General features: G+C 36.5%; 24 protein-coding genes. 5 read left to right on the top strand and 19 right to left on the bottom strand.

What is annotated here, in order from left to right; genetic code table 11:
- The 9 genes from hisB to J4Q03_RS15035 all read right to left on the bottom strand — a co-directional run bounded on the left by hisB (position 1) and on the right by J4Q03_RS15035 (position 8,087).
- Positions 1–1,095 carry a bifunctional histidinol-phosphatase/imidazoleglycerol-phosphate dehydratase HisB gene (gene hisB, locus J4Q03_RS15075; RefSeq protein WP_426048960.1) on the bottom strand — a complete coding sequence of 365 codons (1,095 nt, stop codon included), beginning with the start codon at positions 1,093–1,095 and terminating at the stop codon, positions 1–3.
- The gene (gene hisC / locus J4Q03_RS15070; RefSeq protein ID WP_426048959.1) at positions 1,092–2,123 is read right to left on the bottom strand and encodes a histidinol-phosphate transaminase; all 1,032 of its coding nucleotides are present in this window, start codon (positions 2,121–2,123) and stop codon (positions 1,092–1,094) included. Before hisC ends, hisB begins: the two co-directional genes overlap by 4 nt.
- A gap of 4 nt (positions 2,124–2,127) precedes the next feature.
- Positions 2,128–3,402 carry a histidinol dehydrogenase gene (hisD, locus tag J4Q03_RS15065; RefSeq protein WP_426048958.1) on the bottom strand — a complete coding sequence of 425 codons (1,275 nt, stop codon included), beginning with the start codon at positions 3,400–3,402 and terminating at the stop codon, positions 2,128–2,130.
- A 2-nt stretch (positions 3,403–3,404) separates the two neighbouring features.
- Entirely contained in the window at positions 3,405–4,262 is an 858-nt protein-coding gene (gene hisG, locus J4Q03_RS15060; RefSeq protein WP_426048957.1) for an ATP phosphoribosyltransferase, read from the bottom strand.
- 253 nt (positions 4,263–4,515) lie between these two features.
- Complete coding sequence (locus tag J4Q03_RS15055) at positions 4,516–5,613, bottom strand: glycosyltransferase family 4 protein (RefSeq protein ID WP_426048956.1); 1,098 nt, start codon at positions 5,611–5,613, stop codon at positions 4,516–4,518.
- A gap of 125 nt (positions 5,614–5,738) precedes the next feature.
- A complete protein-coding gene (locus tag J4Q03_RS15050) occupies positions 5,739–6,551 on the bottom strand; it encodes a 2,3,4,5-tetrahydropyridine-2,6-dicarboxylate N-succinyltransferase (RefSeq protein WP_426048955.1) in 813 nt (270 codons plus the stop codon).
- Positions 6,552–6,690: 139 nt separating this feature from the next.
- Positions 6,691–7,062: a DUF2255 family protein gene (locus tag J4Q03_RS15045; RefSeq protein ID WP_426048954.1), complete on the bottom strand. Its 372-nt coding sequence runs from the start codon at positions 7,060–7,062 to the stop codon at positions 6,691–6,693.
- Positions 7,063–7,165: 103 nt separating this feature from the next.
- On the bottom strand, positions 7,166–7,492 hold the full coding sequence (locus J4Q03_RS15040; RefSeq protein ID WP_426048953.1) for a LytR/AlgR family response regulator transcription factor: 327 nt from the start codon (positions 7,490–7,492) through the stop codon (positions 7,166–7,168).
- Between the two features lie 22 nt (positions 7,493–7,514).
- Entirely contained in the window at positions 7,515–8,087 is a 573-nt protein-coding gene (locus J4Q03_RS15035) for a C40 family peptidase (RefSeq protein WP_426048952.1), read from the bottom strand.
- A gap of 153 nt (positions 8,088–8,240) precedes the next feature.
- Between J4Q03_RS15035 and J4Q03_RS15030 the strand changes: the two genes are divergently transcribed.
- The gene (locus tag J4Q03_RS15030; protein ID WP_426048951.1) at positions 8,241–8,909 is read left to right on the top strand and encodes a hypothetical protein; all 669 of its coding nucleotides are present in this window, start codon (positions 8,241–8,243) and stop codon (positions 8,907–8,909) included.
- 16 nt (positions 8,910–8,925) lie between these two features.
- Here J4Q03_RS15030 and J4Q03_RS15025 read toward each other — a convergent pair whose 3' ends face one another.
- On the bottom strand, positions 8,926–9,294 hold the full coding sequence (locus J4Q03_RS15025; protein ID WP_426048950.1) for a hypothetical protein: 369 nt from the start codon (positions 9,292–9,294) through the stop codon (positions 8,926–8,928).
- A 412-nt stretch (positions 9,295–9,706) separates the two neighbouring features.
- Here J4Q03_RS15025 and J4Q03_RS15020 point away from each other — a divergent pair, with 412 nt between their 5' ends.
- Positions 9,707–10,390 (top strand): hypothetical protein, encoded by a 684-nt coding sequence (locus tag J4Q03_RS15020; RefSeq protein WP_426048949.1) that lies wholly within the window; start codon positions 9,707–9,709, stop codon positions 10,388–10,390.
- Positions 10,391–10,493: 103 nt separating this feature from the next.
- On the opposite strand, the gene J4Q03_RS15015 is transcribed toward J4Q03_RS15020, so the two are convergent.
- Positions 10,494–10,967, bottom strand: a complete 474-nt coding sequence (locus J4Q03_RS15015) for a hypothetical protein (protein ID WP_426048948.1) — start codon at positions 10,965–10,967, stop codon at positions 10,494–10,496.
- 225 nt (positions 10,968–11,192) lie between these two features.
- On the opposite strand from J4Q03_RS15015, the gene J4Q03_RS15010 reads away from it, so the two are divergent.
- Positions 11,193–11,948 (top strand): SDR family oxidoreductase, encoded by a 756-nt coding sequence (locus tag J4Q03_RS15010; protein WP_426048947.1) that lies wholly within the window; start codon positions 11,193–11,195, stop codon positions 11,946–11,948.
- Between the two features lie 301 nt (positions 11,949–12,249).
- On the opposite strand, the gene J4Q03_RS15005 is transcribed toward J4Q03_RS15010, so the two are convergent.
- The 6 genes from J4Q03_RS15005 to J4Q03_RS14980 all read right to left on the bottom strand — a co-directional run bounded on the left by J4Q03_RS15005 (position 12,250) and on the right by J4Q03_RS14980 (position 16,634).
- On the bottom strand, positions 12,250–12,417 hold the full coding sequence (locus J4Q03_RS15005) for a bacteriocin-like protein (protein WP_426048946.1): 168 nt from the start codon (positions 12,415–12,417) through the stop codon (positions 12,250–12,252).
- A gap of 317 nt (positions 12,418–12,734) precedes the next feature.
- Positions 12,735–13,106, bottom strand: coding sequence for a Rid family detoxifying hydrolase (locus J4Q03_RS15000; protein WP_426048945.1), 372 nt, complete (start codon positions 13,104–13,106; stop codon positions 12,735–12,737).
- A 129-nt stretch (positions 13,107–13,235) separates the two neighbouring features.
- Complete coding sequence (locus tag J4Q03_RS14995) at positions 13,236–14,144, bottom strand: alpha/beta fold hydrolase (RefSeq protein ID WP_426048944.1); 909 nt, start codon at positions 14,142–14,144, stop codon at positions 13,236–13,238.
- 112 nt (positions 14,145–14,256) lie between these two features.
- Positions 14,257–15,078 carry an alpha/beta fold hydrolase gene (locus J4Q03_RS14990; RefSeq protein WP_426048943.1) on the bottom strand — a complete coding sequence of 274 codons (822 nt, stop codon included), beginning with the start codon at positions 15,076–15,078 and terminating at the stop codon, positions 14,257–14,259.
- 210 nt (positions 15,079–15,288) lie between these two features.
- Entirely contained in the window at positions 15,289–16,113 is an 825-nt protein-coding gene (locus J4Q03_RS14985) for a helix-turn-helix domain-containing protein (RefSeq protein WP_426048942.1), read from the bottom strand.
- Positions 16,114–16,244: 131 nt separating this feature from the next.
- Positions 16,245–16,634 carry a cupin domain-containing protein gene (locus J4Q03_RS14980; protein WP_426048941.1) on the bottom strand — a complete coding sequence of 130 codons (390 nt, stop codon included), beginning with the start codon at positions 16,632–16,634 and terminating at the stop codon, positions 16,245–16,247.
- Positions 16,635–17,076: 442 nt separating this feature from the next.
- Here J4Q03_RS14980 and J4Q03_RS14975 point away from each other — a divergent pair, with 442 nt between their 5' ends.
- Both J4Q03_RS14975 and J4Q03_RS14970 read left to right on the top strand, forming a co-directional pair.
- The gene (locus tag J4Q03_RS14975) at positions 17,077–20,763 is read left to right on the top strand and encodes a DUF6923 family protein (RefSeq protein ID WP_426048940.1); all 3,687 of its coding nucleotides are present in this window, start codon (positions 17,077–17,079) and stop codon (positions 20,761–20,763) included.
- Positions 20,764–20,789: 26 nt separating this feature from the next.
- On the top strand, positions 20,790–21,323 hold the full coding sequence (locus J4Q03_RS14970) for a hypothetical protein (protein WP_426048939.1): 534 nt from the start codon (positions 20,790–20,792) through the stop codon (positions 21,321–21,323).
- A gap of 1,410 nt (positions 21,324–22,733) precedes the next feature.
- Here the strand turns inward: J4Q03_RS14970 and J4Q03_RS14965 are convergent.
- Both J4Q03_RS14965 and J4Q03_RS14960 read right to left on the bottom strand, forming a co-directional pair.
- Positions 22,734–24,086, bottom strand: coding sequence for a tetratricopeptide repeat protein (locus tag J4Q03_RS14965; protein ID WP_426048938.1), 1,353 nt, complete (start codon positions 24,084–24,086; stop codon positions 22,734–22,736).
- 283 nt (positions 24,087–24,369) lie between these two features.
- Positions 24,370–24,573 (bottom strand): hypothetical protein, encoded by a 204-nt coding sequence (locus J4Q03_RS14960; protein WP_426048937.1) that lies wholly within the window; start codon positions 24,571–24,573, stop codon positions 24,370–24,372.
- Between the last annotated feature and the right edge of the window lie 328 nt (positions 24,574–24,901).

The following is a 24,901-nucleotide window of genomic DNA, read 5'->3' as shown; positions in this document are numbered from 1 at the left end:
TTATAAACTTCCTTTGGTTGATGGTAAATTAAAACTGGTGTCCGACTGGTTCACCGCCATTTTAACGGATTTTGCAAATGCTTTGAAAACAGATTCTATTTTGTGATGTTCATTGCTGCCTTCCGCTTTGATGTTGAGATTGGATTTTGAAGCATCTGTAAATGATTTGAAAAAGTGAAAGAACATTTCTGTAGGAACATCCCCTATTTTTTCTCTTTTAAAATCAACATCCCAAACCATCCATGGCCGGCCTCCGAAATCAATGGCAGCCTGAGCCAGACAATCGTCCATCGGAAGCAGAAAGCCATATCTTTCAATTCCTTTTTTGTTTCCCAGTGCTTTTATAAAAGCTTCTCCCAAAGCAATTCCTGTATCTTCAATCGTATGGTGCTCATCCACCTGAAGATCTCCGGTAACTTTGATTTTAAGATCTAAATTTCCGTGCCTTGCAATCTGATCCAGCATATGATCAAAAAAATGAAGTCCGGTTGAAATTTCTGCCATTCCTTTTCCATTAAGATCTATTTCAATATCAATTTCAGTTTCATTGGTCTTTCTGTAAACTTTAGCTTTTCTTGATTCCTGCTTTAAAAAGCGATAAATCTCAGACCAATCTGTTGTTGTAAGCTCAGCATTTTCATTAAAGCTTTCATTGATAAAAATAGCTTTAGTTCCCAAATTTTGAGCAAGTTGAATATCTGTAACCCGGTCCCCGATAACGTAAGAATTCTCAAGATCATAATTTCCGTAACTATATTTTGAAAGCATTCCAATTCCAGGCTTTCTTGTGGGAAGATTTTCATGTTCAAAACTTTTGTCGATCAGAATATCACTGAAAACAATTCCTTCATTTTTGAAGGTCTTCAGCATTTTTTCCTGTGGCCTTATAAAATTTTCATAAGGAAAGCTTTCAGTTCCCAGGCCATCCTGGTTGGTGACCATCACCAATTCGTAATCCATTTCTCTGGCAATTTTGGAAAGATTCTGAAAAACTCCGGGATAGAACTCCAGCTTTTCCAGCGAATCTACCTGGAAATCCTCCGGCGGTTCCATAATAAGTGTTCCGTCACGGTCTATAAACAGTGCTTTTTTCATGAGACTATACCTTTTAAAACATTGATTAATTTTTCATTTTCTTCACGGCTTCCCACATTGATCCTGATACAGTCCGGAATCGCAGGCGCTCTTTTACTGGTAAGAATTTCTTCTTCAAGCATTCTGTTGTATACGCCTTCAGCATTTTTCATTTTAATCAAAAAGAAATTGGCGTCAGTCGGAAATACTTTTTCTATACACTCAATGGTTTTAAACTGTTCTTCCAACCAGATTCTTTCCTGAAGTATTTTGTCAACATTTTCTTTAAGTCGGTTTTTATCGTCCAATAGGTTTAAAATAAGTTCCTGACTTAAGGAATTCACATTATAAGGTGCTTTAACCGTATTGATAAAACGAATGATTTCTTCGGAAGCATAGGCAGATCCTACCCTCGCCCCGGCTGTTCCCCAGGCTTTAGAAAACGTCTGCAAAACAATTAAATTGGAATATTTGTCCAGCAGTTCAATTGCAGATCGGTTTCCGGAAAACTCAATATAAGCCTCATCGATGACAACGATTCCGTCAAAATTCTGAACAAAAAACTCAATATCCTCTACGCTGTTTCCTGTTGGATTATTGGGCGAGCACAGGAAGAAAATCTTAATTTCGCGTTCAGCGGTAATCTTTAAAAAATCATCTTTTACAATTTTAAAATTTTCATCCAGGTCCAGCTTTAAAACTTCATTCTCGTTCACTGCGGCATAGAATGCGTACATAGCAAAGGAAGGATTCATCATCAGAATGGCATCTTTTTTAGGCTCGCAAAAGATTTTGATGATCAGGTCGATCAGTTCGTCGCTTCCGTTTCCTAACGCAATTTTTGAAGGAGAAACGCCCTTAAGTTCTGCCAGTTTTTTCTTAAGTTTTTTCTGTGAAGAATCCGGATACCTGTTGAATTCCCCGAACGGGCATTCATTGGCATCCAGCATTACAGGAGCATTGAACTCATTGTGATCCCTGAAACTGATGTAAGGCTGTAGATTCAGTATATTTTTTCTTACTAAAGTATTGAGGTTAAATTCTTTCATTGTATTATTTTAATCTGATAGATACTGCATTTTTGTGGGCAATAAGGCCCTCTGCCTCTGCCATTATTTCTATTGTTTTTCCTATTTTTTTCAAACCTTCTTTAGAGAGATGCTGGAAGGTGATTTTCTTGACAAAACTGTCCAGAGACACACCACTGTAGTTCTTTGCATAAGCATTGGTGGGCAAGGTATGATTGGTTCCGCTGGCATAATCCCCGGCACTCTCACAGGAATAATTCCCAAGGAAAACAGATCCTGCATTTTCAATCATCGGCACATACTGATCAGAATCTTCCAACGCAAGGATAAGGTGTTCCGGAGCATACAAATTACTGAATTCCAAGGCTTCATCAATAGAATTGACGAGAATAAAAAGGCTGTGATCCAGCGCCTGACCTGCCATTTCATTTCTTGGAAGTTTTTTAACCTGTTTTTCCACGGCTTCAATGGTTTCGGTGAAAATTTTAAAATCTGTAGTCATAAAAACCACCTGGCTGTCGCTTCCGTGTTCTGCCTGTGACAGGAGATCTGCCGCACAGAATTCCGGAACAGCTTCACTGTCTGCAATGACAAGAACTTCACTGGGACCCGCAGGCATATCAATCGCCACACCGTAACGCTGTGCATATTCTTTTGCGGCAACAACATATTGGTTTCCCGGTCCAAAGATTTTATACACTTTCGGAATACTTTCTGTTCCCAGGGCCATGGCTGCTACCGCCTGCGCTCCTCCGGTTTTAAAGATTTTTGTAATACCGCAAAGCTTCGCTGTAAACAGAATAGCCGGATTAATATTCCCGTTGCTGTCCGGTGGTGTACATAAAATGATTTCCCTGCATCCGGCCAGATTTGCGGGTACTGCAAGCATGAGAACTGTTGAAAACAAAGGAGCAGTTCCTCCCGGAATATAGATTCCTACTTTTTCAACTGCGCGGTTTTCTCTCCAGCAGGTTACTCCTTTTACGGTTTCTATTTTTTGTATTTCTACAATTTGGGAAGCATGGAACTTTGAGATATTTTCTTTTGCCTGTTTGATGGCTTTCTTTAAATCTTCAGAAATTTCATTTTCTGCATTGTCGATTTCTGCTTCTGAAACTGTTATTTGCGATGTAATTGCTCTATCAAATTTCTTGTTGAATTCAATAAGTGCCTGATCTCCGTCTTTGCCAACGGCTTCAAATATTTCCGCAATGAGTCCTGAGATTTCTTTACGTTCGAAAACAGGTCGCTGGATCAGATCAGGCCATGTTTTTGTTTCCGGATATCTGTATATTTTCATAATTAAATAACCATTTTATCAATTGGAATAATGAGGATGTCCTGGGCTCCGTTTTCTTTCAGTTCATCGATGACGTCCCAAAACCGTTCTTCGTCAATCACGGAATGAATGCTGCTCCATCCTTTTTCGGCTAAAGGAATAACGGTAGGACTTTTCATAACGGGAAGAACTGAAGCAATATCGCTGATCTTATCATCAGGAACATTCATGAGAATATATTTGGAATTTTTTGCTTTTAAAACAGATTTGATTCGGAACAGGAACTTATCCAGAATGGCTTCTTTTTGAGTGTCGAGCAAAGATGTCTTTGCCAAAACAGCTTCTGATTTCAGAATCGTGACGGTTTCCCTTAGTCCGTTTTTAAATAAAGTGCTTCCGGAGCTTACGATATCACAGATTCCGTCTGCCAATCCAATGTTGGGGGCTATTTCCACTGAACCGGAAATGATGTGAATGTCGGAAATGATTCCTTTTTTTTCAAGGAAGTTTTTAAGGGTGTTAGGGTATGAAGTAGCGATTTTTCTACCCTGAAAATAAGATAGATCATCGGTTTCCACGTCTTTTGGAACGGCTAGGGAAACACGGCATTTTGAGAATCCAAGCTTCTGAACGATCTGGATGTTTTTCTGTTTTTCTGCCAAAAGATTTTCACCAACGACAGCAATATCTACCACTCCGTCTTCCAGATATTGCGGAATATCCGAGTTTCTGAGATACATGATCTCCATCGGAAAATTATCTACGGATACTTTTAGCTGGTCTTTTCCGTTGTTGACAAAAATACCGCAGTCTTTGAGGAGCTGAAGAGAATCTTCGTAGAGCCGGCCGCTTTTCTGAATCGCAATTTTTAATTTACTCATTGTATTATTTTTAAGATAAATCTGAGTAAATGAAAACTGATCTGTTGGATACTTCCGGAATAATCCGGGAAACAAAAAAACCGTCTGTTTACTCAGACGGTTTTAATTATTTTTTGATTTTAACACATGTTTCTATCAATCAATTCCGTCTTAGCAGAGATGATGATAGTAATGATGAAGTGTTAAAAAATTCGGTTTCATTGTTTGAATTGTGGTACAAATGTAGGATTTATTTTTAAACTGCAAAGTTTTTTTACAGATTTTTTTTGTAGAGATTCATCAGCTGAGCTGCAATAGGTTCGTCATTAAATTTCTGGACAAACTCGAAACTCCTTTCTGCACGGCGTTTTCTCTCGGATTCATTTTCCCAGAGAAATTTTATCTTGGCACCGATATCCAGATAATTAGCGGGATCAATGTAAACGGAGTCTTTACCTCCTGCTTCAGGCAGACAGCTGGTGTTGCTTGTAATAGTCACTGTTTTTGAAAAAAGGGCTTCTATTACGGGAATCCCAAATCCTTCAAAAAAGCTCGGATACACAAAAATGTCTGCCAGTTTGTACATCACAGCCAGCTCATCCATGGACACCCCTTCCAGAAAAATCACCTGTTTTTCCATTTTGTTTTTCCTGATAAAAGCTTCTACTTTTTTGTAGTAGGTAGTCTTTCTTCCAACAACAACTAACGGAATATCTGCTCCGTTGATTCCTTTAATAATATTGAGCAGGTTTTTACGGTCTTCGATGGTCCCAACGTTTAAAATATAGCGTTCAGGAAGATTAAACTTGTCCTTTACTTCCTGAATAAATTCATTGGACTGCTGTTCTTTAAAAGCTTTATGACACCCCTGATAAATAACTTCAATTTTGCTTTCAGGAACTTTTAAATAGGTGATAATATCTCTTTTCGTCTGTTCTGAAATAGCAACGATTTTATCTGCTGAAGCGGCGGCTTTTTTAAATTTCCACAGGTGTATTTTCCGGTCAAAGAAAGAATAATACTGTGGATAACGCATAAAAATCAGATCATGAATTGTTACGATTTTTTTGATAGGTTCTTTGCCCCATTTCAGCGGAAGTTCACCGGAAAGTCCATGGAATATATCTGCTCCTTCTTTTTGGGCATCTTTCCCCATTTTAAGCTGGCGGGAAAGGCTTCCTTTTGAGGTTTCCACAAACCGGACATTGGGATTTTTCAGAATATCACTGCCTCTTTCTGAACTGTTCTTGTTCAGCAGAAGGTATTCATTTTCATGATAATACTGAGAGAGTATCCTGACAAGGTCTCTTGAATAATTGCCCAATCCGGACGTATTGTGAAAAAAACGTTTTGCATCGAAGGCAATTTTCATATCAAAGTTTTTAATAAGCTTTTTTTAACTGTTTAAAGGTATAAATAAAATAAACCCTAAATGACTATTCAGGGTTTATTGTATAAATTTTAAAATGAAACTTCAAAATTTAGAAAAAACACAGCTTATACCGCTACATTATTCTCTCTTAAAGCATCATTAAGGGATGTTTTTTTATCTGTAGATTCTTTTCTCTGACCGATAATCAAAGCACATGGAACCTGGTATTCTCCGGCCGGATACTGCTTTGTGTAGCTTCCCGGAATAACTACTGAACGGGCAGGAACTCTTCCTTTGATCTCAACAGGCTGGTCACCGGTAACATCAATAATTTTTGTAGAAGCAGTCAGTACAACATTAGCTCCCAATACAGCTTCTTTTTCTACGTGAACACCTTCTACCACGATACATCTGGAACCGATGAAACAGTCGTCCTCAATGATTACCGGAGCTGCCTGTAAAGGCTCCAATACTCCACCGATACCTACACCACCGCTCAGGTGAACGTTTTTACCGATCTGTGCACAGCTTCCTACAGTTGCCCACGTGTCTACCATAGTTCCTGAATCTACATACGCCCCAATATTCACATAAGAAGGCATTAAAATTACTCCTGGAGCAACAAAAGATCCTTCTCTTGCAATTGCATGCGGTACAACTCTTACTCCTTTTTCAGCATAATTTCTCTTCAAAGGGATTTTATCATGAAATTCAAACGGACCTACTTCAATAGTTTCCATTTTCTGGATCGGGAAATACATTACTACAGCTTTCTTCACCCATTCATTCACCTGCCATCCGTTTTCCGTAGGCTCAGCTACACGAAGCTCTCCTGAATCCAATAAGGAAACAACCTCTCTTATTGCCTTCTGGCTGTCTTCGTTTTGTAATAAATCTCTATTATCCCAAATGTTTTCAATAGTTTGTTGTAACGACATGTTTCTTGTTTGATTTTAGTATAAATTATCCCTGCATCTTCCCGCAGTTCTGAAGGGTCAAAAATACAAAAGATTGTTTTAGTATACAAGTTCAGTCATAGGCCGTAAATCGTCATAATTTAATGTTTCTTATAATACTTTATTCACAAACTATGAATTCCATGGTCTTTTCAACGTGTTTTTGCTGAATAATTCCTTTTGAATATTTAAGATTTGAACCTGTATTATATTTTGTTAAATAAGCAGTATTAATATCTGAGGTAAGATCTCTGAGATCATCCGGAATAAGTGCTTTTATAGGGAATACTTCTTCTCCACATTTGATTTGGCCCTTTGGATCTTGTAAAAAGGTATTGTACCAGCTTTTCTCTGCAAGACCCCACGATCTTGCAAATATTCTGTCGTTAACGGTAATCATCCAAATTTCAAGAAAAGTTGTTCTTTCCTCTCCCGCTTTTATTTCAATAAGGTTGTGATGGTTGATGTAATGTAGAGCTTTGTCTTTATTCATTGTTAATTTTTCACAAATCTAAAATGAATAAAACAGCTTAACCAATTTATTATGCAGTATGGCGGAAATAGTATTCAGAACAGCACTTTCCTGATGTGGGCTTTCAAAGCATCATTTTATTCAATGCAGTAATCAGGCAATCTTTGTAACTCTTGGCCACGGCAATTTTCTGATCCCGGTATACAAGCTGGTTATCTTCGAAATATTCAATATTGGTTAAGTTGACAATATAAGAATTGTGAACTCTCATGAATTCATCCGGGAGGCTTTCTATAAGCTCCTTAAGAGCTTTGTAATAGATATGCTTTTTGTTGGATATGGTATGGATCTCCACATAATTCCCCAGACCTTTTATAATCGTAATGTCTTTGAAGAAAAGCTTTACCAGTTTTTTATCTGTTTTAATAAACGCAAAGGTCCGGTTCTCCATAAGCAGTTTTCAATTAGCCTTATTATAATACTCTCTGAGCATGAAGATAGGCCTTATTCCAGTATTTTTCGTTCAATGAAGAGATAATGACTCCTTTTGAAGTGGAAGCATGGATGAATTTCACTTCTCCGTCTGCCCCAATGTCATGAACGATGCCTACATGGGAAACCCTGCTTCCTCCAGCTGTTGCAAAAAAAAGTAAATCTCCGGGCTTTACTTCTTTGATGTCTATCTTTTTACCGGCACCGGCCTGATCTGTTGATCTTCGCGGAAGTGAGAAATCATTTTCTTCAAAAACTTTTACGGTAAATCCGGAACAGTCAAAGCCTGAAGACGTGTTCCCTCCGAATCTATAAGGTGTTCCGAGATACTTTTCAGCATCTTTCAGAATATCGCTGATGGATCTTGAGATATTCCCATCAAATTTAGAATCTAATTTTCTGAGATTTTCAGCTTTTACAACAGTTTTATTTCCTGTATTTTTTTTGGAAGACACATTCTTTGAAGATCCGCAGGACACTGCAATAGCAGAGGCTATCATCAGAACGGATAGCTGCTTTATTCTTAAGTTTTTTTCAAATAATCCCGGTATCATAGTCATCTGATTTTAAATGAAGTAACTAACTATACGACAAAGATACATTTTATAAATTAATTATACTATAACTATACTACAACTATATAATAAATATATGTTAAAATTATAAATATCTAGATTTATTAGTATATTTGAATTCAATTTTATGATATGGCAACGTACGAAAGTTTGATAAAAATTAAAGGCAGCGTAGGCGATCTGGTTTTTTACAGCCTGAACGGTAAAAATGTGGTACGGAAGAAAAGCGGATTTAATAAAACAGCTTTCAAGAAAAGCCCTACTTATGAAAAGGTAAGACAGAACAGCTCTGAATTCGGACACTGTTCAAAAGCTGGTAAAACGATACGGACTTGTATTGAAAGTTATATAAAAGAATGTAATGAACATTTGCTTTACCAAAGATTTGCAAAGCTGATGACAGCGATCAAGGATTTAGATCTGGTTTCAGAGAAGGGAAAAAGAACTGTACAAAATGGACTTCTTACTGAGCAAGGGCTGAACCTTCTCAAGGAGTTCACATTTGGAAGTAAAAAGAAATTAAATCCTGAAATTTTTGCCTTTGAAGAAAAGGAAGATATAATTCTATATGGAATTGATGAACTTTCAGCAGATGAAGTTGTGCTTGTTTCTATACAGCCTGATTTGGAAGACTATTCTGCTGAATATTTTGAAGATAATATTTTACTGAATGATAATGAAGAAATCCGTTGTAAGAAGTATTTTCAAAATGCAGGACTCCTACTCTGCTTTTTAGTACTTAAAAGGAAAAAAGAAATTACCCACATGGGATTTATTGAAATAAAAAAGCCTGCAGGTTGATCTGCAGGCTTTCTGTTTATTGTTTGCCTCCTGTCCAGGTACCGTATCTAGCCGGTGTAGGAACAGCGTTTGACCAGTTTCCGTTTCCATTTTTTTCTCTTGAAAGGGTTCCTTTGAATTCTCCATCGGAAGGAAGCCCAATTACAGCAGTAAGATCTCCGGTATCAGTCAAATTCCCGGAAATGTTATAATTTTCATCATTGACTGTAGAATGCATTGTTCCGGTTACTTTTCCGTCACTGGCAACCACAAGGTTCCAGGTTCCGTCATCGCTTCCGGTGTATTTTCCCGACCATGTTCCTATATAATCATAAATAGTATCATCATCAGAGCTGCATCCGATAAATAAAAAAGCTGTTAAAAGAAGTAAAAAAAGTTTCTTCATAGTTTCTAATAGTTTATAAGCTAATCAAATTTTATTGTTATTATTCATCTTCTACTTTAAAAATAGAAAGCTGAATCAGTGTTCTGGCTTGTTCCGTGCAAATCTACTAATTTTTTTCATTCAGATTATCTGAATTTTAATCAGCTGTTTATATTTTTATGAATAAGTTGCATATTTCGGCTAAAATACAATTATTTATCAAATGGAAACAAGCAATCACACGGTTAGATATTAAAAATAAGCATAAAATATCATCACTGTTGATATAATAAATGTGATAATTGATTTCGTTTTCAGGTATAAGTTAATTTTTTTCTATCAAAAATATTTTTTTAAAAATTTGTTTTAAAAATTATAATTATTTCTTACTTTAGTGAAAAATCTAATAAAACCATTAAATTCAATTAATAAGATGAAAACAGGAATAATATTTTTTGCTGCTGTTGTTTTATCCGGTAGCTTAAAATCCCAAGTTGGGATTAATACTGAATCTCCTTCCCATACTCTGGACGTCAACGGATTGGTTAGAGTCAGAGGATTGGCCAATGCGGAAAGAAAAATAGTTTCAGCAGATCAGCAGGGAGTTTTAACTTTAGTATCACCTGAAGAAATTTTTTCTCCAAAAGCATTATTAAACACTTCTACGTCTCCTGCTGAACAAAGGCTGACTGTTTATGAAGGAAAATGTTTCCAACCAACTGATAATGCTTCTTCCTGTACGGTTAGTGTGAATCATTATAGCTCCTGTGCCGGTTTTAACCGTGCTATAGACACCCAGATTGTGATAGGGCAAACCATCAATACGGCTAACGGACAGTTTTTGGGAACCTGGGCTGCCCGTTTTATTGATAACAAAGGTTATGTAGGCGGAACAACAGCCGCTGAACAGGTTGCCCCTGACTATCCCAGAATCTCCTATCCTGTTGCCAATGCGGCCAACTATTTAGGAAGCGGATCTTTTTCCGGGCAATGTAATGCAGATCTGGCAACCACAATCAATCAGACAACAGGTGATATTAAGGTAGAGTCTGTGAAAAGAAGTATGTTTGCCCATCTGGTCTATCTTCTATCCATATCACGCACAAGAAGTAACTAAGAAAAATTTTTCATAAAAATAAAAACAGCTGCATTTTATAATGTGGCTATTTTTTGTAGAATGTATAATTCTAATTAATAGTTGCAAAGACAGCCACCATTCATTAAACCGATACATTAATGCTGCTGCGAATCTCCTGATATCTTTCCGTAAATAGTTCAGGAGCAATTTTCATTTCTAAAAGTAACAAAATCCTGTTGAACTTTATTTTGAGATAGAAGCCTTTATGCAGCTCTAACTTTCTGCCAGAATAATGTATAATGGCTTTGGGTGTTTTATACTTTCCCAGTCTAACCATATCTACTTTCGTAATGTCGTTCCAGAAAATAGTATCTTTCCTCAAGCCGCCTGTAAAACAAATTCCTTTATCGGAAATAATCAGTTTTAACCTGGTATAGAAAAACATAGAAACCGCAATCAGAAATATGAGGGGAACCAGAAAAACAACCTCCCCGACCGCATCTCTCATCAGAAGTAAAGCAATTCCCATCAATATCAAAACGGTGCTCAAAATGTAACTAATCACTTTTAGCCATTGAGGTGCTGAAAAAGATTCTTCCTGCAATATTTTCTGCATTTTATGATTTTGATGTTTGATATTTGTTTGCAATATACATAAATCAAGAACTGTAAATAGACATTGACCAATCTTTCGGCTAAATCAGATTCCCGATCTCATAATTTAATCCCACGTCATGTCAAAATAAATTCAGAAATTCTAACAACTTCTGAAAAGTTCACCATGTTTAGAGATAATTAAATAATCATATTTGTAGAGTATAAAAAATAAAAAAACAATATTATGTCAAAAAATGATTTAGAAGGAAAAGTTGTATTAATTGCCGGAGGGGGTAAAAATCTGGGAGGATTATTAAGCAGAGATTTTGCAGCTAAGGGAGCAAAACTTGCCATACATTACAATAGCGAAAGCTCAAGAACAGAAAGTGAAAAAACTTTATCAGAAGTTCTGGCTTTAGGAGTGGAAGCATTTTTGTTTCAGGGAGATCTCACCAAAGTAGAAAACGTCACCAAATTCTTTGATGAAACTATTGCGAAATACGGAGGTATTGATGTTGCCATCAACACGGTGGGTATGGTATTGAAAAAGCCATTTACTGAAACTACTGAGGAAGAATATGATAAAATGTTCGGAATCAACTCTAAATCAGCTTATTTCTTTTTACAGGAAGCCGGTAAAAAGTTAAACGATAAAGGGAAGGTCTGCACAATTGTAACTTCATTGCTGGCTGCTTACACAGGCTTATACTCTACTTATGCAGGTGCCAAGGCTCCGGTAGAACATTTCACAAGAGCAGCATCCAAAGAATTCGGAGCAAGAGGAATTTCTGTAACGGCTGTTGCGCCTGGCCCAATGGATACGCCTTTCTTCTACGGACAGGAAAGTGAAGATGCAGTAGCTTACCACAAATCGGCATCGGCATTAGGCGGATTGACAAATATTAATGATATCGCCCCGTTAGTAGAGTTCTTAGTGACTGACGGATGGTGGATTACCGGACAGACTATTTTTGCTAACGGAGGTTATACAACAAGATAGTCCAAGCTTGGCATTCATTGATCAGCTAGTGGATAATTGGGTTTATAAAAATCACGTTATCTATTATTAATAATTCTACTCAAGAAATGAATCTGTAATTCCTGAGAATTACAGATTTATTTGTTTAACATTGTTGAACTGTATATTGAAATTGCGCGCCAAGAGAAAGTATCATGGCTAATTAAAGAAAAACTCCAATACCACAAGATTAAGGCACTGGAGTTTATGTGTTGATAATTTGAATCAGATTTAGATCTCAGAACTTGTTGCAACAGTTCAAATTATTACTGAGAAAAATTAATTAGCAAGCTGGAGGAGGTGAATCTGGGCATGTAGAATTGCCACAGTAGCCGGCAGCCCATGCTCTGCAACAACCGGCAACGGGGTCCCAGCTATTGCACCCAAGAGGAGGTCTTCCCCCCTTAATAGTCTTTAATTCTCCTTTGTTTAATTTTCTTAGATTTTTCATAATTGATATTTTGATTTAATTGATAAGTAAATATCCAAAATCATTTTAAATTACACAACACATGGTGAATTATTTTATTGATTTTTAACAGAATAATAGAATTCTTATATCAATATTTTAAAATCGATATACATCTCTTATTTTCATTTTTTTGGAAAAACTATTTAGTCTCATTATATTAATCACTTTGAATGCTTTATCTTTATAACTTCCAAATGTCATTATGAACGGATCACTTCAAAATAAGACATATGAATTTTAGATAACATTGATCTTTGGAAAACGAAACAGAATATTTTCCTTTTCAGGATTTATGGCTATTTCTTAACAGCTATACATTCAATTTCTATACTCGCGCTTCGAGGCAAAGATGCGACTTCAATAGTGCTCCTTGCAGGGAAACGATTACGAAAATATCTGCTATATATTTTATTGACTATTTCAAAATGCTTCATATCGGTAACAAAAATGGTTGTTTTTGTAATATGTTCAAAATCGGAGTTGTTGTCTTCTAGGATAATCTTTAGGTTTTCGAGAATCTGAACTGTCTGTTCTTCAATTCCCGGTTTTAAACTATTTGTGTTTTGATCTAATCCGATTTGACCTGAAACAAATATCAAATTCTCATAATTGGCTGAATGGCTGTAAGGGCCTATTGGTTCGGCTAAATCAGTATGTTTTACCGTCATAATTCCTTTTTTTATACTGCATGACAACAATGTCAGCGAAAACAGGAAAAATATAAATTTGCTCATATCAATGACTTATAAGATATAAAAGAAGTTAGCTTTTGCAAACTAACCTCTTTTGGTTTTCATTTATTTTTTGATGAAGTTGAATAATTCGCTATTAAATTTTTCCAGTTCCTCGATGAAAAGTGCATGACCACTTTTTTCAAAAGGTACCAAAGTGGCATTTTTAAGTAAATCCTTCATTTGTTCAGCAAGGTCGTAAGAACAGATTTTATCTAACTTCCCGTGTAAGATCAGAGTTGGGATTGTTATTTTTTTCAGATCATTACGCAGGTCACTGTCTCTTAGGGTTTTTAGCCCTTCTGCCATGGCGTAAGGTGATGCCTGAGCCTGAATATTTCCTAACCAGGCACCATGCCCTTGAGATACACTGGTATCATTGGCAGGGAATATTTTACCGAATGTGGCGAATAACTCCGGACGGTTTGTATTGTTGAGATTAATGAGCCCATTGACATCATCTTTGGTCCATAAACCATAATTAAAGTCTGCGCGTTTTGTCCAGATAGGTGCTGCAGCTCCGAATAATGCCATTTTGGAAACATGGGCCGCATTATATTTGGCTACATAATGAATCACCGTTGCACCTCCCATGGAAAATCCGCCAATTGTGGCATTCTTAATGTCCAGTTTGTCTAAAACAACCTTAATATCATCCGCAAAAACATCATAGTTATACTTTCCTCCGGGCTTATCGGATAATCCGAATCCTCTTAACGTAATCCCGATCACCCGGTAACCCTTTTGAATAAAATCGGCATATTGATATTCATACATGGCATCGCTCAATGGCCATCCGTGAATTAAAACAATAGGCTCACCCTCACCAAGATCGGTTACATGAAGCCGCACATTCTTTTCTACTTCAATATATTCTTCCCTTCCGAAGGATGCAGGAGTTCTTTTAGTTTGTGAAAATACATGGCTGGAAATTAATGTTGTAAATAATACGATTGCTAGAATTAAATTTTTCATGATCTTTAAATATTGAGTTGTTGTTATTTTTTGATAGTACAAAGTTGGGGTAATTTTAAAGGCACATCAATGGACAGTTTTCGCTTTGAATTGCACTTTTTCCCGGTTGATTTTATTCTTTTATGAATGATAAAATATCTTCATTAATTACATCAGCATTGATTGTGGGCATACCGTGTGAGAAACCCGGATAAATAATCAGCTTACTGTTTTTCAGAATTTCTGCAGCTTTTACTGCTGTTGCCGCATAGGGAACAATTTGATCGTCATCACCATGAAGAACCAGAACAGATATTTCTACACTTTTCAGGTCTTCCGTAAAATTCGTCTCAGAAAATACCTTAATACAATCGTATTGCGCTTTTATACCTCCCATCATTCCTTGTCGCCACCAGTTATCCTGTATCCCTTTCTTTATGACAGCGCCTTCTCTGTTGTAGCCATAAAACGGTATGGTAAGATCCTGATAGAACTGCTGTCTGTTATGCAGTGTATTATGTCGGATGTCGTCAAATACAGCCAGTGGAACTCCGTCGGGATTGTTTGTATCGGCTATCATATAAGGTGTTACAGCACTTATTAAAACAACTTTAGCGACCCGGTTCTTACCATATTGTGCAGCATATCTTATAGCTTCACCACCACCTGTTGAATGTCCCACATGGATCGCATCCTTCAGATTCAGGAATTCAACCAATTCTGCTACATCCGCAGCATAAGTATCCATATCATTACCTTTATACGTTTGTGTAGATCTTCCGTGCCCTCTTCTGTCATGGGAAATTACCCGGAATCCTTTTTCCAGGAAAAACATCATTTGTGCGTCCCAGTCGTCAGATGATAATGGCCATCCGTGATGAAAGAATATCGGCTGTCCTTCGCCCAGGTCTTTGAAATAAATCTCTGTTCCGTCTTTTACTGTAAACTTGTTCATGTCTTTACTATTTAATTGTTATTACTTTGTTTTTGTTACTGCAAAGTTGGGGTAATTTTAAAGGCCTATCAATGGATGGTTTTCGCTTTGAATTGCACTTTTTACCTAATCGGTTTTATGAAAAATCAAAAGCTATCTCCAGGAATTCAGAGTATAAAAAAACACGATCTGTCAGATCGTGCTTTGGGTGTTTACATAAAACGTGGTTCTTTAAAACTGTTTTCTGAAGCTGGTTGGTGATATCCCTACATGCTTTGTGAAAAAGCGGACAAAATAAGCATCGTCTTCATAATTCAGACTATAGGCAATTTCTTTCACGTTCATTGTCGTATGTGCCAAAAGCCGCTTACTTTCAAGAATAATACGGTTTTTTATAATATCATTGGGAGTGTCCTTGCTGACTAATCCTATTTTTTTACTCAAATTTTTTGGAGTAACGCACAGCAAATCCGCATAATCCGCAACGGTGTGAAACGTTTTGTAATGTTGCTCGACCAATTTGCTGAATTTTCTTAAAAACTGAACATCCGCCTGCTGCTCTTTGTCAGATAATTGATGCTGCTGTTTCCAGATACGGGTAGATTTCAGAATAATGAGTTTTAGCAATGTCCTTAACATCTCTTCTGTCCCGGAATCTTCATCTTTCAATTCAGACTGGATATCTCTGATGATCTTTTGAATTTCGGAAGACTGTTCTTCGTTTAAATTTATAAAAGGGATTTCAAACACATTATTGTACAATATACCGTCACACGCTACTTCCTGATCATGAATTTCTACACAATAAAAGTCACGGTTAAAATGCATTAGCTGCCCTCCGATAGTTTCACAGGGTTTTAAAATGACGTGTGGATTGATGAATAATAAGGTGTCGGCTTTCATTTCGATTTCCTGAAAATCCACCTGAATGATAGCATTTTGGGGAATAAACAGGACTTTGATATGCTCATTTATTGTTGTGAGTGAATCGTTTTGAATTGAGGTTTTACTGAATTCCAGGTTGCCAAATTTTTTGTATGAAAATTCCTTTATCATTGCAGGATTTGAAAGATTGTTGTTAGTTTCTTCGCGTTAAAATGTCTGTTTGTAAAATTAATAAATTAAAAGCCAGCAATACTATGATTTCTCTGTTTTGCTGGCTTTTATTCTTGATTTTGTGATTCCGGTTATTTTTTAAATAAAAGCAGAGGCTTATCTTTTCTGACAATATATGTTGCGAGTTCTGAGGCTTTCCCTTCACCAATATTTTTTGCTGAATGATTCCTTCCGGCCGGAACAAAAAGTACTTCACCAGCTTTGAGAATTACAGGCTCCTCACCTTCTAACTGGTATTCAAATATACCTTCAAGCACATAAATAAGCTCTTCTCCGGGATGGGAGTGCATGCCCACTGATTTGCCTGGTTCCAGATCTATGCGTGCCTGAATAGTTTCATAGTCTTCAGCTTCAATGGTATGTCTTTGAAGATCTGTTCGCTTTACCCCTGACTGTTGTGCATATGCAGAGCCGGATATTAATGTTGTAAATAATCCGAGACTTAAAATTAAATTTTTCATGTTATTTAAATATTGAATTGTTGTTATTTTTAATAATACAAAGTTGACTTAATTCTTCACGCATAACAATGGATGGTTTTCGCTTTGAATTGCACTTTTTGCCTCTGCTGATTTTTATTTTTTTAAGTGATAGAATGTTTTCATTAATATCATGAGCGTATTTTGAAAAAATCTGATAATAATGATAAGCAGATTTATTCTTTTATACTGAATAAAAAAATCCCGGAGATAAAACAATCAATTGACTTTTATCACTGAAAAATTTAAAAACAAAAGGTAGAAAATAGCTGTTATGAAAAACTCAGAAAATCTTTTTATTAGAAATGATTTAAACATCCATATTACCAATGAATACGATGTTTAATTAAAATCTTAACAAAAAAATAATTAAATACTTATTATTTATAAATAATAATTACTATTTTAGTGTAAAATATAAATTATGAGAAAAAGCCTATTTTCTAAAGTCATCATAGATCAGGAAGCTATTAAGAGCAGACTTTTTTTATTGATAGTGGTGCTATCCACTGTTTGTTTAAAAGCTCAATCTCCTTCCTTAGAGATGGCCACTGGCGACGGTAATCCCACTGCCAATGTAACAAATGTTGTAGGAAGTACTGTAATTAGACTGCGAAATAATACGGACAACCCTACCGGCAGTACTTATGCTACTTACGCAAATCCCACTGCTTTTAACGTTACTTATACTATGAGTAACCAACAGTATACACAAGCCAACTTCGCAGGTTATAACGGAGTTGTGTTCATGGGTTATCCGGCGGAACCTATTCTAACATTAATGAATGCTTTCGGAAGTACAACTGCAAATACTCCTTTTACGAGCAGTGGTGCACCGGTAGGGACCGGGATTGACATTACAACAAACAGAGCGATCAATTTTTCCACCAATGTTCAGCCGCTGACAGCTGCCGGAAGAGCTACAAATCAGCGCTGGCAAATGGCAGACTTAACTCTTACCTTTAGCAGACCTGTTAATAATCCATATCTGCAGATCAATGCATTAGGAGGAACCTCAAACGCACAATCTTATACTGCAGAATTTGATTATGTGTCTTCCAATGTCCCGGTTTCTTTTTCAAAAGTATCGGGTACAGCACTTCTGAACGTCACTTCTACTCAGATACTGAATTCAGCCACAACTCCTGATGGTGCAGCAGCAAATGCTTCAAGGGGAACAGTATTAGTATCAGGTACAGGCATAACAACAATAACTTTAAGAATATTTACACGGGGAGCTGCTGCCAACACGGGGACTAACTGGCATGGAACCTCAAACACAGCAGGAGATGGATATATGCTGGGGGTAACTGCATCAGAATCGAACTTGGGAGTTACAAAAACAATAAATAACTCTAGCCCTCCTGTAGGAAGCACTATTAATTTTACTGTTACCGCAAGTAATTCAGGAGTTTCTAACAATACCAATGTAACTGTAAATGATCTCCTCCCAACTGGATACACGTATGTAAGTTCTACAGCTTCCACAGGGACTTATAATAGCGGAACCGGAGTCTGGACTATAGGAAATCTAAATGCTGGTGCAACTGCTACTTTACAAGTCAATGCTACTGTAAATAGCGCAGGTAGCTATACGAACACAGCTACTATTTCCGGAGACCTTCTGGATCCTGACACCACAAATAATACCGCCAGCGTAACTCCTACGCCGGTTATTATTGATACAGATGGTGATGGAATTAGTAATGCCCTGGATCTGGATGATGATAATGACGGCATTCCAGATACAGCTGAAGGCTTTTGCACATCTCAAAGCGTCTATACTCTGAATATGGCCAGCACCCTGGCAGGAGCTACGATAGGGATTAACGGCGGAAACTTTAATCTGGTCTATGCCTTAACTTCCGGTCCTGCAGTAACCTCATTAGGAAGTAGTTTTAGTGTTCCTTTTGCCTATTCAGACTTTAATAATACGGTTAATGCACAAAACCATACCTGGAGTGCATTCAATACTTCAGCCACTGAATTCAGAATACTTCCTAATACAACTTCTTTGTATACAAGTTTACCTGCTAATAATACAACCACTGAAGATCAGAGCGGGGCATCACCAAATACACCAGATTCATGGTTCAGATATCTGCTAAGCACCAGTAGAATTACCCAATTGGGAAATTTCACTACTACCCTAGGAAGTTTACCTACAGTAACGGGAACATCTTCTTATAGCAGCAATACTGCGCTCAATTTGTTTTCAGCTTTTAACGCAGCCAATTCCGGAGCAGTCCTGGGAAGCGGATATTATTCGAGGATGCAGTTCCAGAATACTACTAATCCAGCCACTGGGGCCTCAACATTACCTTTTGAAATAAATTACGGTAATACCTATACATGGGACTACACGGCATTTACCAGTACTGCTGGTACAGGTGCCGGAAATGGAGGAAATAGAGGATTGATAACTATTTCACAAAATACAGTTACTTTCTGTAATCACAGAGACACAGACGGAGATGGAACACCAGATTATCTGGATCTGGATTCTGACGGAGATGGCTGTTATGATTCTCTTGAAGGAGATGAAAATGTAGTTGTTGCCCAGCTAAATCCAAATGGAAGTATTGCAGGAGCTGTTGACGCACAAGGGGTACCGGTAATTGTAAACTCTGGTGGCGCTGCAGATTCAGGGGCGGATCAGGGGCAAGGAGTCGGGACTTCAGCGAATTCAGCGATTCAGGATACTCAGTGTTTGACAGGATTCGGGTGTGCTACCAATATGTACCTTTCTCAATTCAATACTTTATATAATGTAGATACTGCTACCAATCCGTTTACCTATACACAGATCGGCCCTGCTTCTGCTACAAATTATAATGCGATAGGCATTAATCCACTGGATGGTTTCATGTACGGAATGCTTACCAACTCTAATACCGTTATCCGTATCAATGCCAACGGTACCTATAATACACTCGGGACGGTAACAGGGTTGCCTGGTGCAGTTATATACAACTCCGGAGAAATAGATAACCTGGGGAACTACTATGTGAAATTAAATACCAATAATAACCAGATTTACAGAATAAATCTTACAACCTTAACCGCTACATTGATTACACTTTCAGCAAGTGTCAATTTACCTGATATGGCATATAGCATAACTACCGGACTGCTGTATGGTGTAAACTCAACAAATGGACAGCTTGTGTCCATTAATCCTACTACAGGAACTGTGGTTCCCATAGGAATTACGCCTGGAGCTGCGAGTTTTGGAGCCATGTTTGCTTCCAGCACAAGTGAAATGTATGGAGTTGATAATGCAGGAGGTTTCTATCAGTTTAATCTCACCACAGGACAGAGGGTTCTCATCTCAAATGCACCCCCAAGTTCCGGAAACGATGGTGCACATTGTGTTTCTACCCCTATAGCTTTTAGTGCTGATATTGCTGTAACTAAAACAGACGGAGTTTCAACATATGCTCCCGGTACCGCTACCACCTATACTATAACGGCAAGTAACAGCGGGCCTTTTGGAGTTCTGGGTGCTACTGTTTCAGATCCTGTTCCTGCAGGAATTCCACCTGCGAATGTCACTTACACTGCAGTGGTGGCAGGCGGAGCCACTACCTCCGTATCCGGAACACAATCAGGAGCAATTAATGACCTGGTGAGCCTTCCTGTTGGAGGTACTGTAACGTATACAGTTGTGGTAAATATACCTTTTGCCTATTCTGGAAACCTTGTCAATACAGTAACCATTACCCCTCCGTCTAACATAACTGAGGTCAATAATACCAATAATACGGCAACAGACACGGATACTCAGGCAGTGTGTTACAAGTCGGCGGTGACAGCAGGAACAGCTTTAGATACGCCTATGGGAATTACTTCTCTTGCCAGAGCAGGCGTTTCTACAGCAGGCAATAATTGGCCGATGGTAAGAAAAGGTGCCTGGACTGCTCTTGAAGCCAAAACGAAAGGGTTTGTACTCAACAGGCTGACCTCTGCACAGATTATTGATATTCCAGCTGCAAATCTCGTAGAAGGAATGATGGTCTATAATATTACCCTGGATTGTTTACAGGTGAACACGAATGGAACTGCTGCCGGATGGGCATGCTTTAATACCCAAACTTGTCCTACTAATTAATCAACTTACTTTTAAATATATTCAAGATGAAAAATATTTTTGTAATCATATTAAGCCTATTCTGTGAAGTTCTTTTTTCACAGATTGCAATAGGTAAAACATCCGTTTCGTCTCCATCCGCTTCGCTGGATTTTGAAATTGCTAACCGGGGAATGATTTTGCCCTGGGTAACTTCAACGGGAGCTGTAGCAGGTGTTGTGAACGGAACAATGGTATATGACCTTATCGATAAAAAAGTGAAGGTAAAATATGCCTCAGGCTGGAAAGACCTTTCGGTAGACACTTCAGGAACCACCGTTGATCCGGTGACTAATGTGGATGGTGTGACTATTCAAAATGCAGCTACAGAAAATACGGCTGCCAAAACATCTGTAGGTACGCCAACCTCTACTCCAGGTATTTTGGTTTTGGAAGATAGTAATAAAGCAATGATATTGCCGAAAGTGGCCAGCCCGCATCTTACTATCGTCAACCCTGCTCCGGGAATGATGGTATATGATACTTTTAATAAACAGTTAGCTGTTTTTAACGGCAAAGTCTGGACTTTTTGGAAACAGTAAGATATTACCGAAATGAAAAGCAAAATAAGCAGCCTCAAAAATGAGGTTGCTTATTTGTTTTAAAAGTAAAACTTCTGAAACGTCTTATTCTGTTGAATTAAAACAATAATACCTCAGTTTTATTAAAATATTCCGGATAGCCGGTTTTCTGATAATTTCATGAGTAATCTCTCATCATCCCAACTATAAAAGAATCATGTGTATTGGAAAAATTATATCTTAAAATGAATTTTTTTTGTTCTAATATTATATTTTATAAAATCCATATTTTTTAGTTTTTTCTACTTTAGAAATACACAAATTGTAGCAATGTTTATGTTAAAACTAAATATATTATTTATTATAAAAATTCCTGCTACTCGATATAAATAGCCATTTGGAAGCATATAAATTTCATTTTGATTAAATAAATTCAAATATTCCGTTTTTTTCTATTTTAAATATTATATTTATACTTTCCATTTTTATGGAACTTTTTTAATTATGTTTTTAAGCTTCCTCTAAGGAAGCTTTTTTTGATTTAATGGGAAAACTGAAAAAACAAATCCTTATTTATCAATTCTAATTACTTTCAACGTCAGTCATCATAGATAAGGTTTATCAGGACTAAATATTCTATTATCAGTAAAGTTGATACAATATTTTAATGCGGAGGTAAGAAAAAATGCTCACTTTTACAGTTCTTTACCGAAGGATCAGTTTTGCTGAGCTTCACTTTGAGGGTGGATAAATAGTATCTTTTCATTTTTTTATTAGGTACTGTCATTTAATATCATAACCATTTTCTTGTATTTCTAATTTTTTGGAATAATTATTTTCCCAATAAACAAACATATTCACACTTAAGCTTTGAGGCCTTATATTGATAAACTGCTGTGCTACAGGGCGCCACTGAATTCTTTGTACCGGATAACCGAAAATTAGGCAGTTGTTCCTTGATATTGTACGGGAATTGTTACTATTTATACTTCCCAATCTTGTATCATCTTGCACTAAGTAGGAATTGGTAGCATTAGGAATATATGATGCAAAACCTAAAGAATTTGCTGCTGTTCTTCCCTAGCGGTATCTCAGTCGGTAGATCTCCAAATCATCTTGAGCTTGGGCCGCTGTGGGAATACCTGTTGACGGATAATTCTTTAACCCGTCAACATTGAATATTCCCTGAGGATTACTTGTATTAACTCTCACTTGTGATTTTACCCTAAAGGAGAAGATGATAAACAATCTGTTAGTAATAAATTTTTTTTCATCATTTGTTGATCTAATCATTTGTTAGTACAATATTAGTTTACTTGAGACATGTTTAGCAAATTATTCCTACATCATATATGCATATTAGGTACATCACTTATACATTATATGCCTGTTACAAAATTTTATACCCGTCTTCTATGGATAAATATGAATCTATGTATCTGATAATGATCTGAAAAAATGATGAAGATCGACTTCGCTTTCTAAATTCAGTTTTTTTCGTATCCTGTACTTTTTTGTCTGTACAGATCTGTGCTCCATAGAGGTGGACTGAGCAATTTCCTTTGAAGAAAATCCCAGCCATATCATGGCGCAAAAGGATAGATCGGACTTGGAAAGGTTAGGATTAATTTTTAACAGTTCATTACACAGCTCTGGATATGTTTCCTGAAACTTAGGAAAAAAATCGATATTATTTTCTCTGGCAAGCTGGATGATACTGTCGTAATTTTCATTCAGTTTTTTCCTTAACTTTTTTGTTTCTTTTTCTATTTCAAGAATTATTTTGTTACTTTCCGCCAGCTTTTTTCTCTTTGTTATTATGCGTAAATAAAAATAAAGAGTCAATGTAATGATCAATAATAATGAAATACCTCCGTACCACAAAACAGTATTGCTTTTAGTTTCGAGCCGAATTTTTTCTTTTTCTTTTTCTTTGGTTAGTTTAATAATAGAAAGATCAATGGCTTGGGTTTGGTTATTATCCAGGCTGTCTTTCAATGAATTTGCTTTGTTCAGGTATTCATTTTCTTGATTAGGATCGCCCGCTTCTTTGTAAAGCTCAGACAATCTTTTATAGTTGTCAAGAATAAGAATTGGCCTTTTTACTTGCTTTGCAAGCTCAATTGATTGTTTGAATGCCATGATAGCCTGATCATTTTTTTTCTGACTTTGCAGGAATAATCCATAATCACTCAAAACAACAGCTCTCTGATATTTGTTATGTTTGAAATTTTTAGTTTCGAGAAGATCAAAAGCTTTCCGGAAGTAATATTCAGCAGAATCAGGTTTTTTAATATATAAAGTATAATGACGTCCAATATGAGCTACATCCAGGGGATTTGCCTCTATTTTAATAGCTTTATGAAGATAGATAATGGCAGAATCAGGCTTATTAACAGTATACATAGAAAGTGATCTTGTTGAATAAACATAGCGTAAAAACAAGCGGCAGTCGCGGTTATCTTTTCTCAGTTTTAAGGCATAATGCATAGCTTTTGAACTGTAATCAAGAGCCAGGCTGTTCAGGTTCATTTTATTATAGGTCTGGGAGTACTCCTGATACATTTTACCGAAAAGAAAATTATCATCGTTTCCTTTAGATATATCTGCTGCTTTGTTTAAGTATTCCAGACTTCTTTTGGTGTCTCCTTCAAATATATAGCGGTTCGCAATATTGACATACCCCATTGCCTCTCCGTTGTGGTAGCCAATTTTGACTGCCGATTTTATGATATTTTTATTCCAAAGGATAAGATCTTTATCAGGTACTCTGGTCCGAAGCACTTCGTTTGTTTTTATCAATAGAGAATCAATATCTCTTTCGGTATATTGTTGTGAAAATAATTCAGAACAACAGATTATGAAAGAAAAACAAAGTATTATATTGGTTTTTTTTAAGAAAAGGATCATGGTAAATAATTACGTAAAATAACAAAGAACTGGAATAAATCTAATACACTATATGGTAGATTTATCACATTTGGATATTTCTAATTAGGTATAATATATAAATATTACAGAATTGACAGAGTGAAATACCTAAGCCTAATAATTTATTTTTAAATAATTATTCTTTTTTAAATGTTACTTTTTCTACATTTTTATGTACAATGATAATTGGCTTTGGAACAATATCAAAAGATCTTTTTTCCCAACCATTTATCTGATAATAATCTGCAGTTTTGTAAGGTAGTATTGAAGTAGTATTAATTTTATTAGTCTGAACAGAATAAATAAAAATAATAAACAGTAAAAAGAATGCATTTTTCATGTGTTTGTGTTATTTAATATACTTTAAAAAACAGATTAAGAACTATTTTTCATGTATATGTGAAATGTTTGTGTTAATCCGGCAATATTAATAAAAAAACAGGAAAATGAATTATAATGATGTACATCATAAATACATCATTATAATTAATGCACCCAAATGACCTTTAAGAGGTTCTGCGATTAAAAAACACTTATTTGGGTATGCAAAACATTTAAAATCAGCTTATTTATCTTTTCTTTTATGATTTCAAGTGCATTGATTCCCTACTACAATAAGTATACTGGTTTCATTCGGCAGGTGTTTTAACCCATCTTTTAAAATATAA

The sequence above is a fragment of the Chryseobacterium sp. NFX27 genome (assembly GCF_049887855.1).
In the GTDB taxonomy this organism is placed as follows: domain Bacteria; phylum Bacteroidota; class Bacteroidia; order Flavobacteriales; family Weeksellaceae; genus Chryseobacterium.
This window is presented reverse-complemented; position numbering and strand designations above follow the sequence as displayed.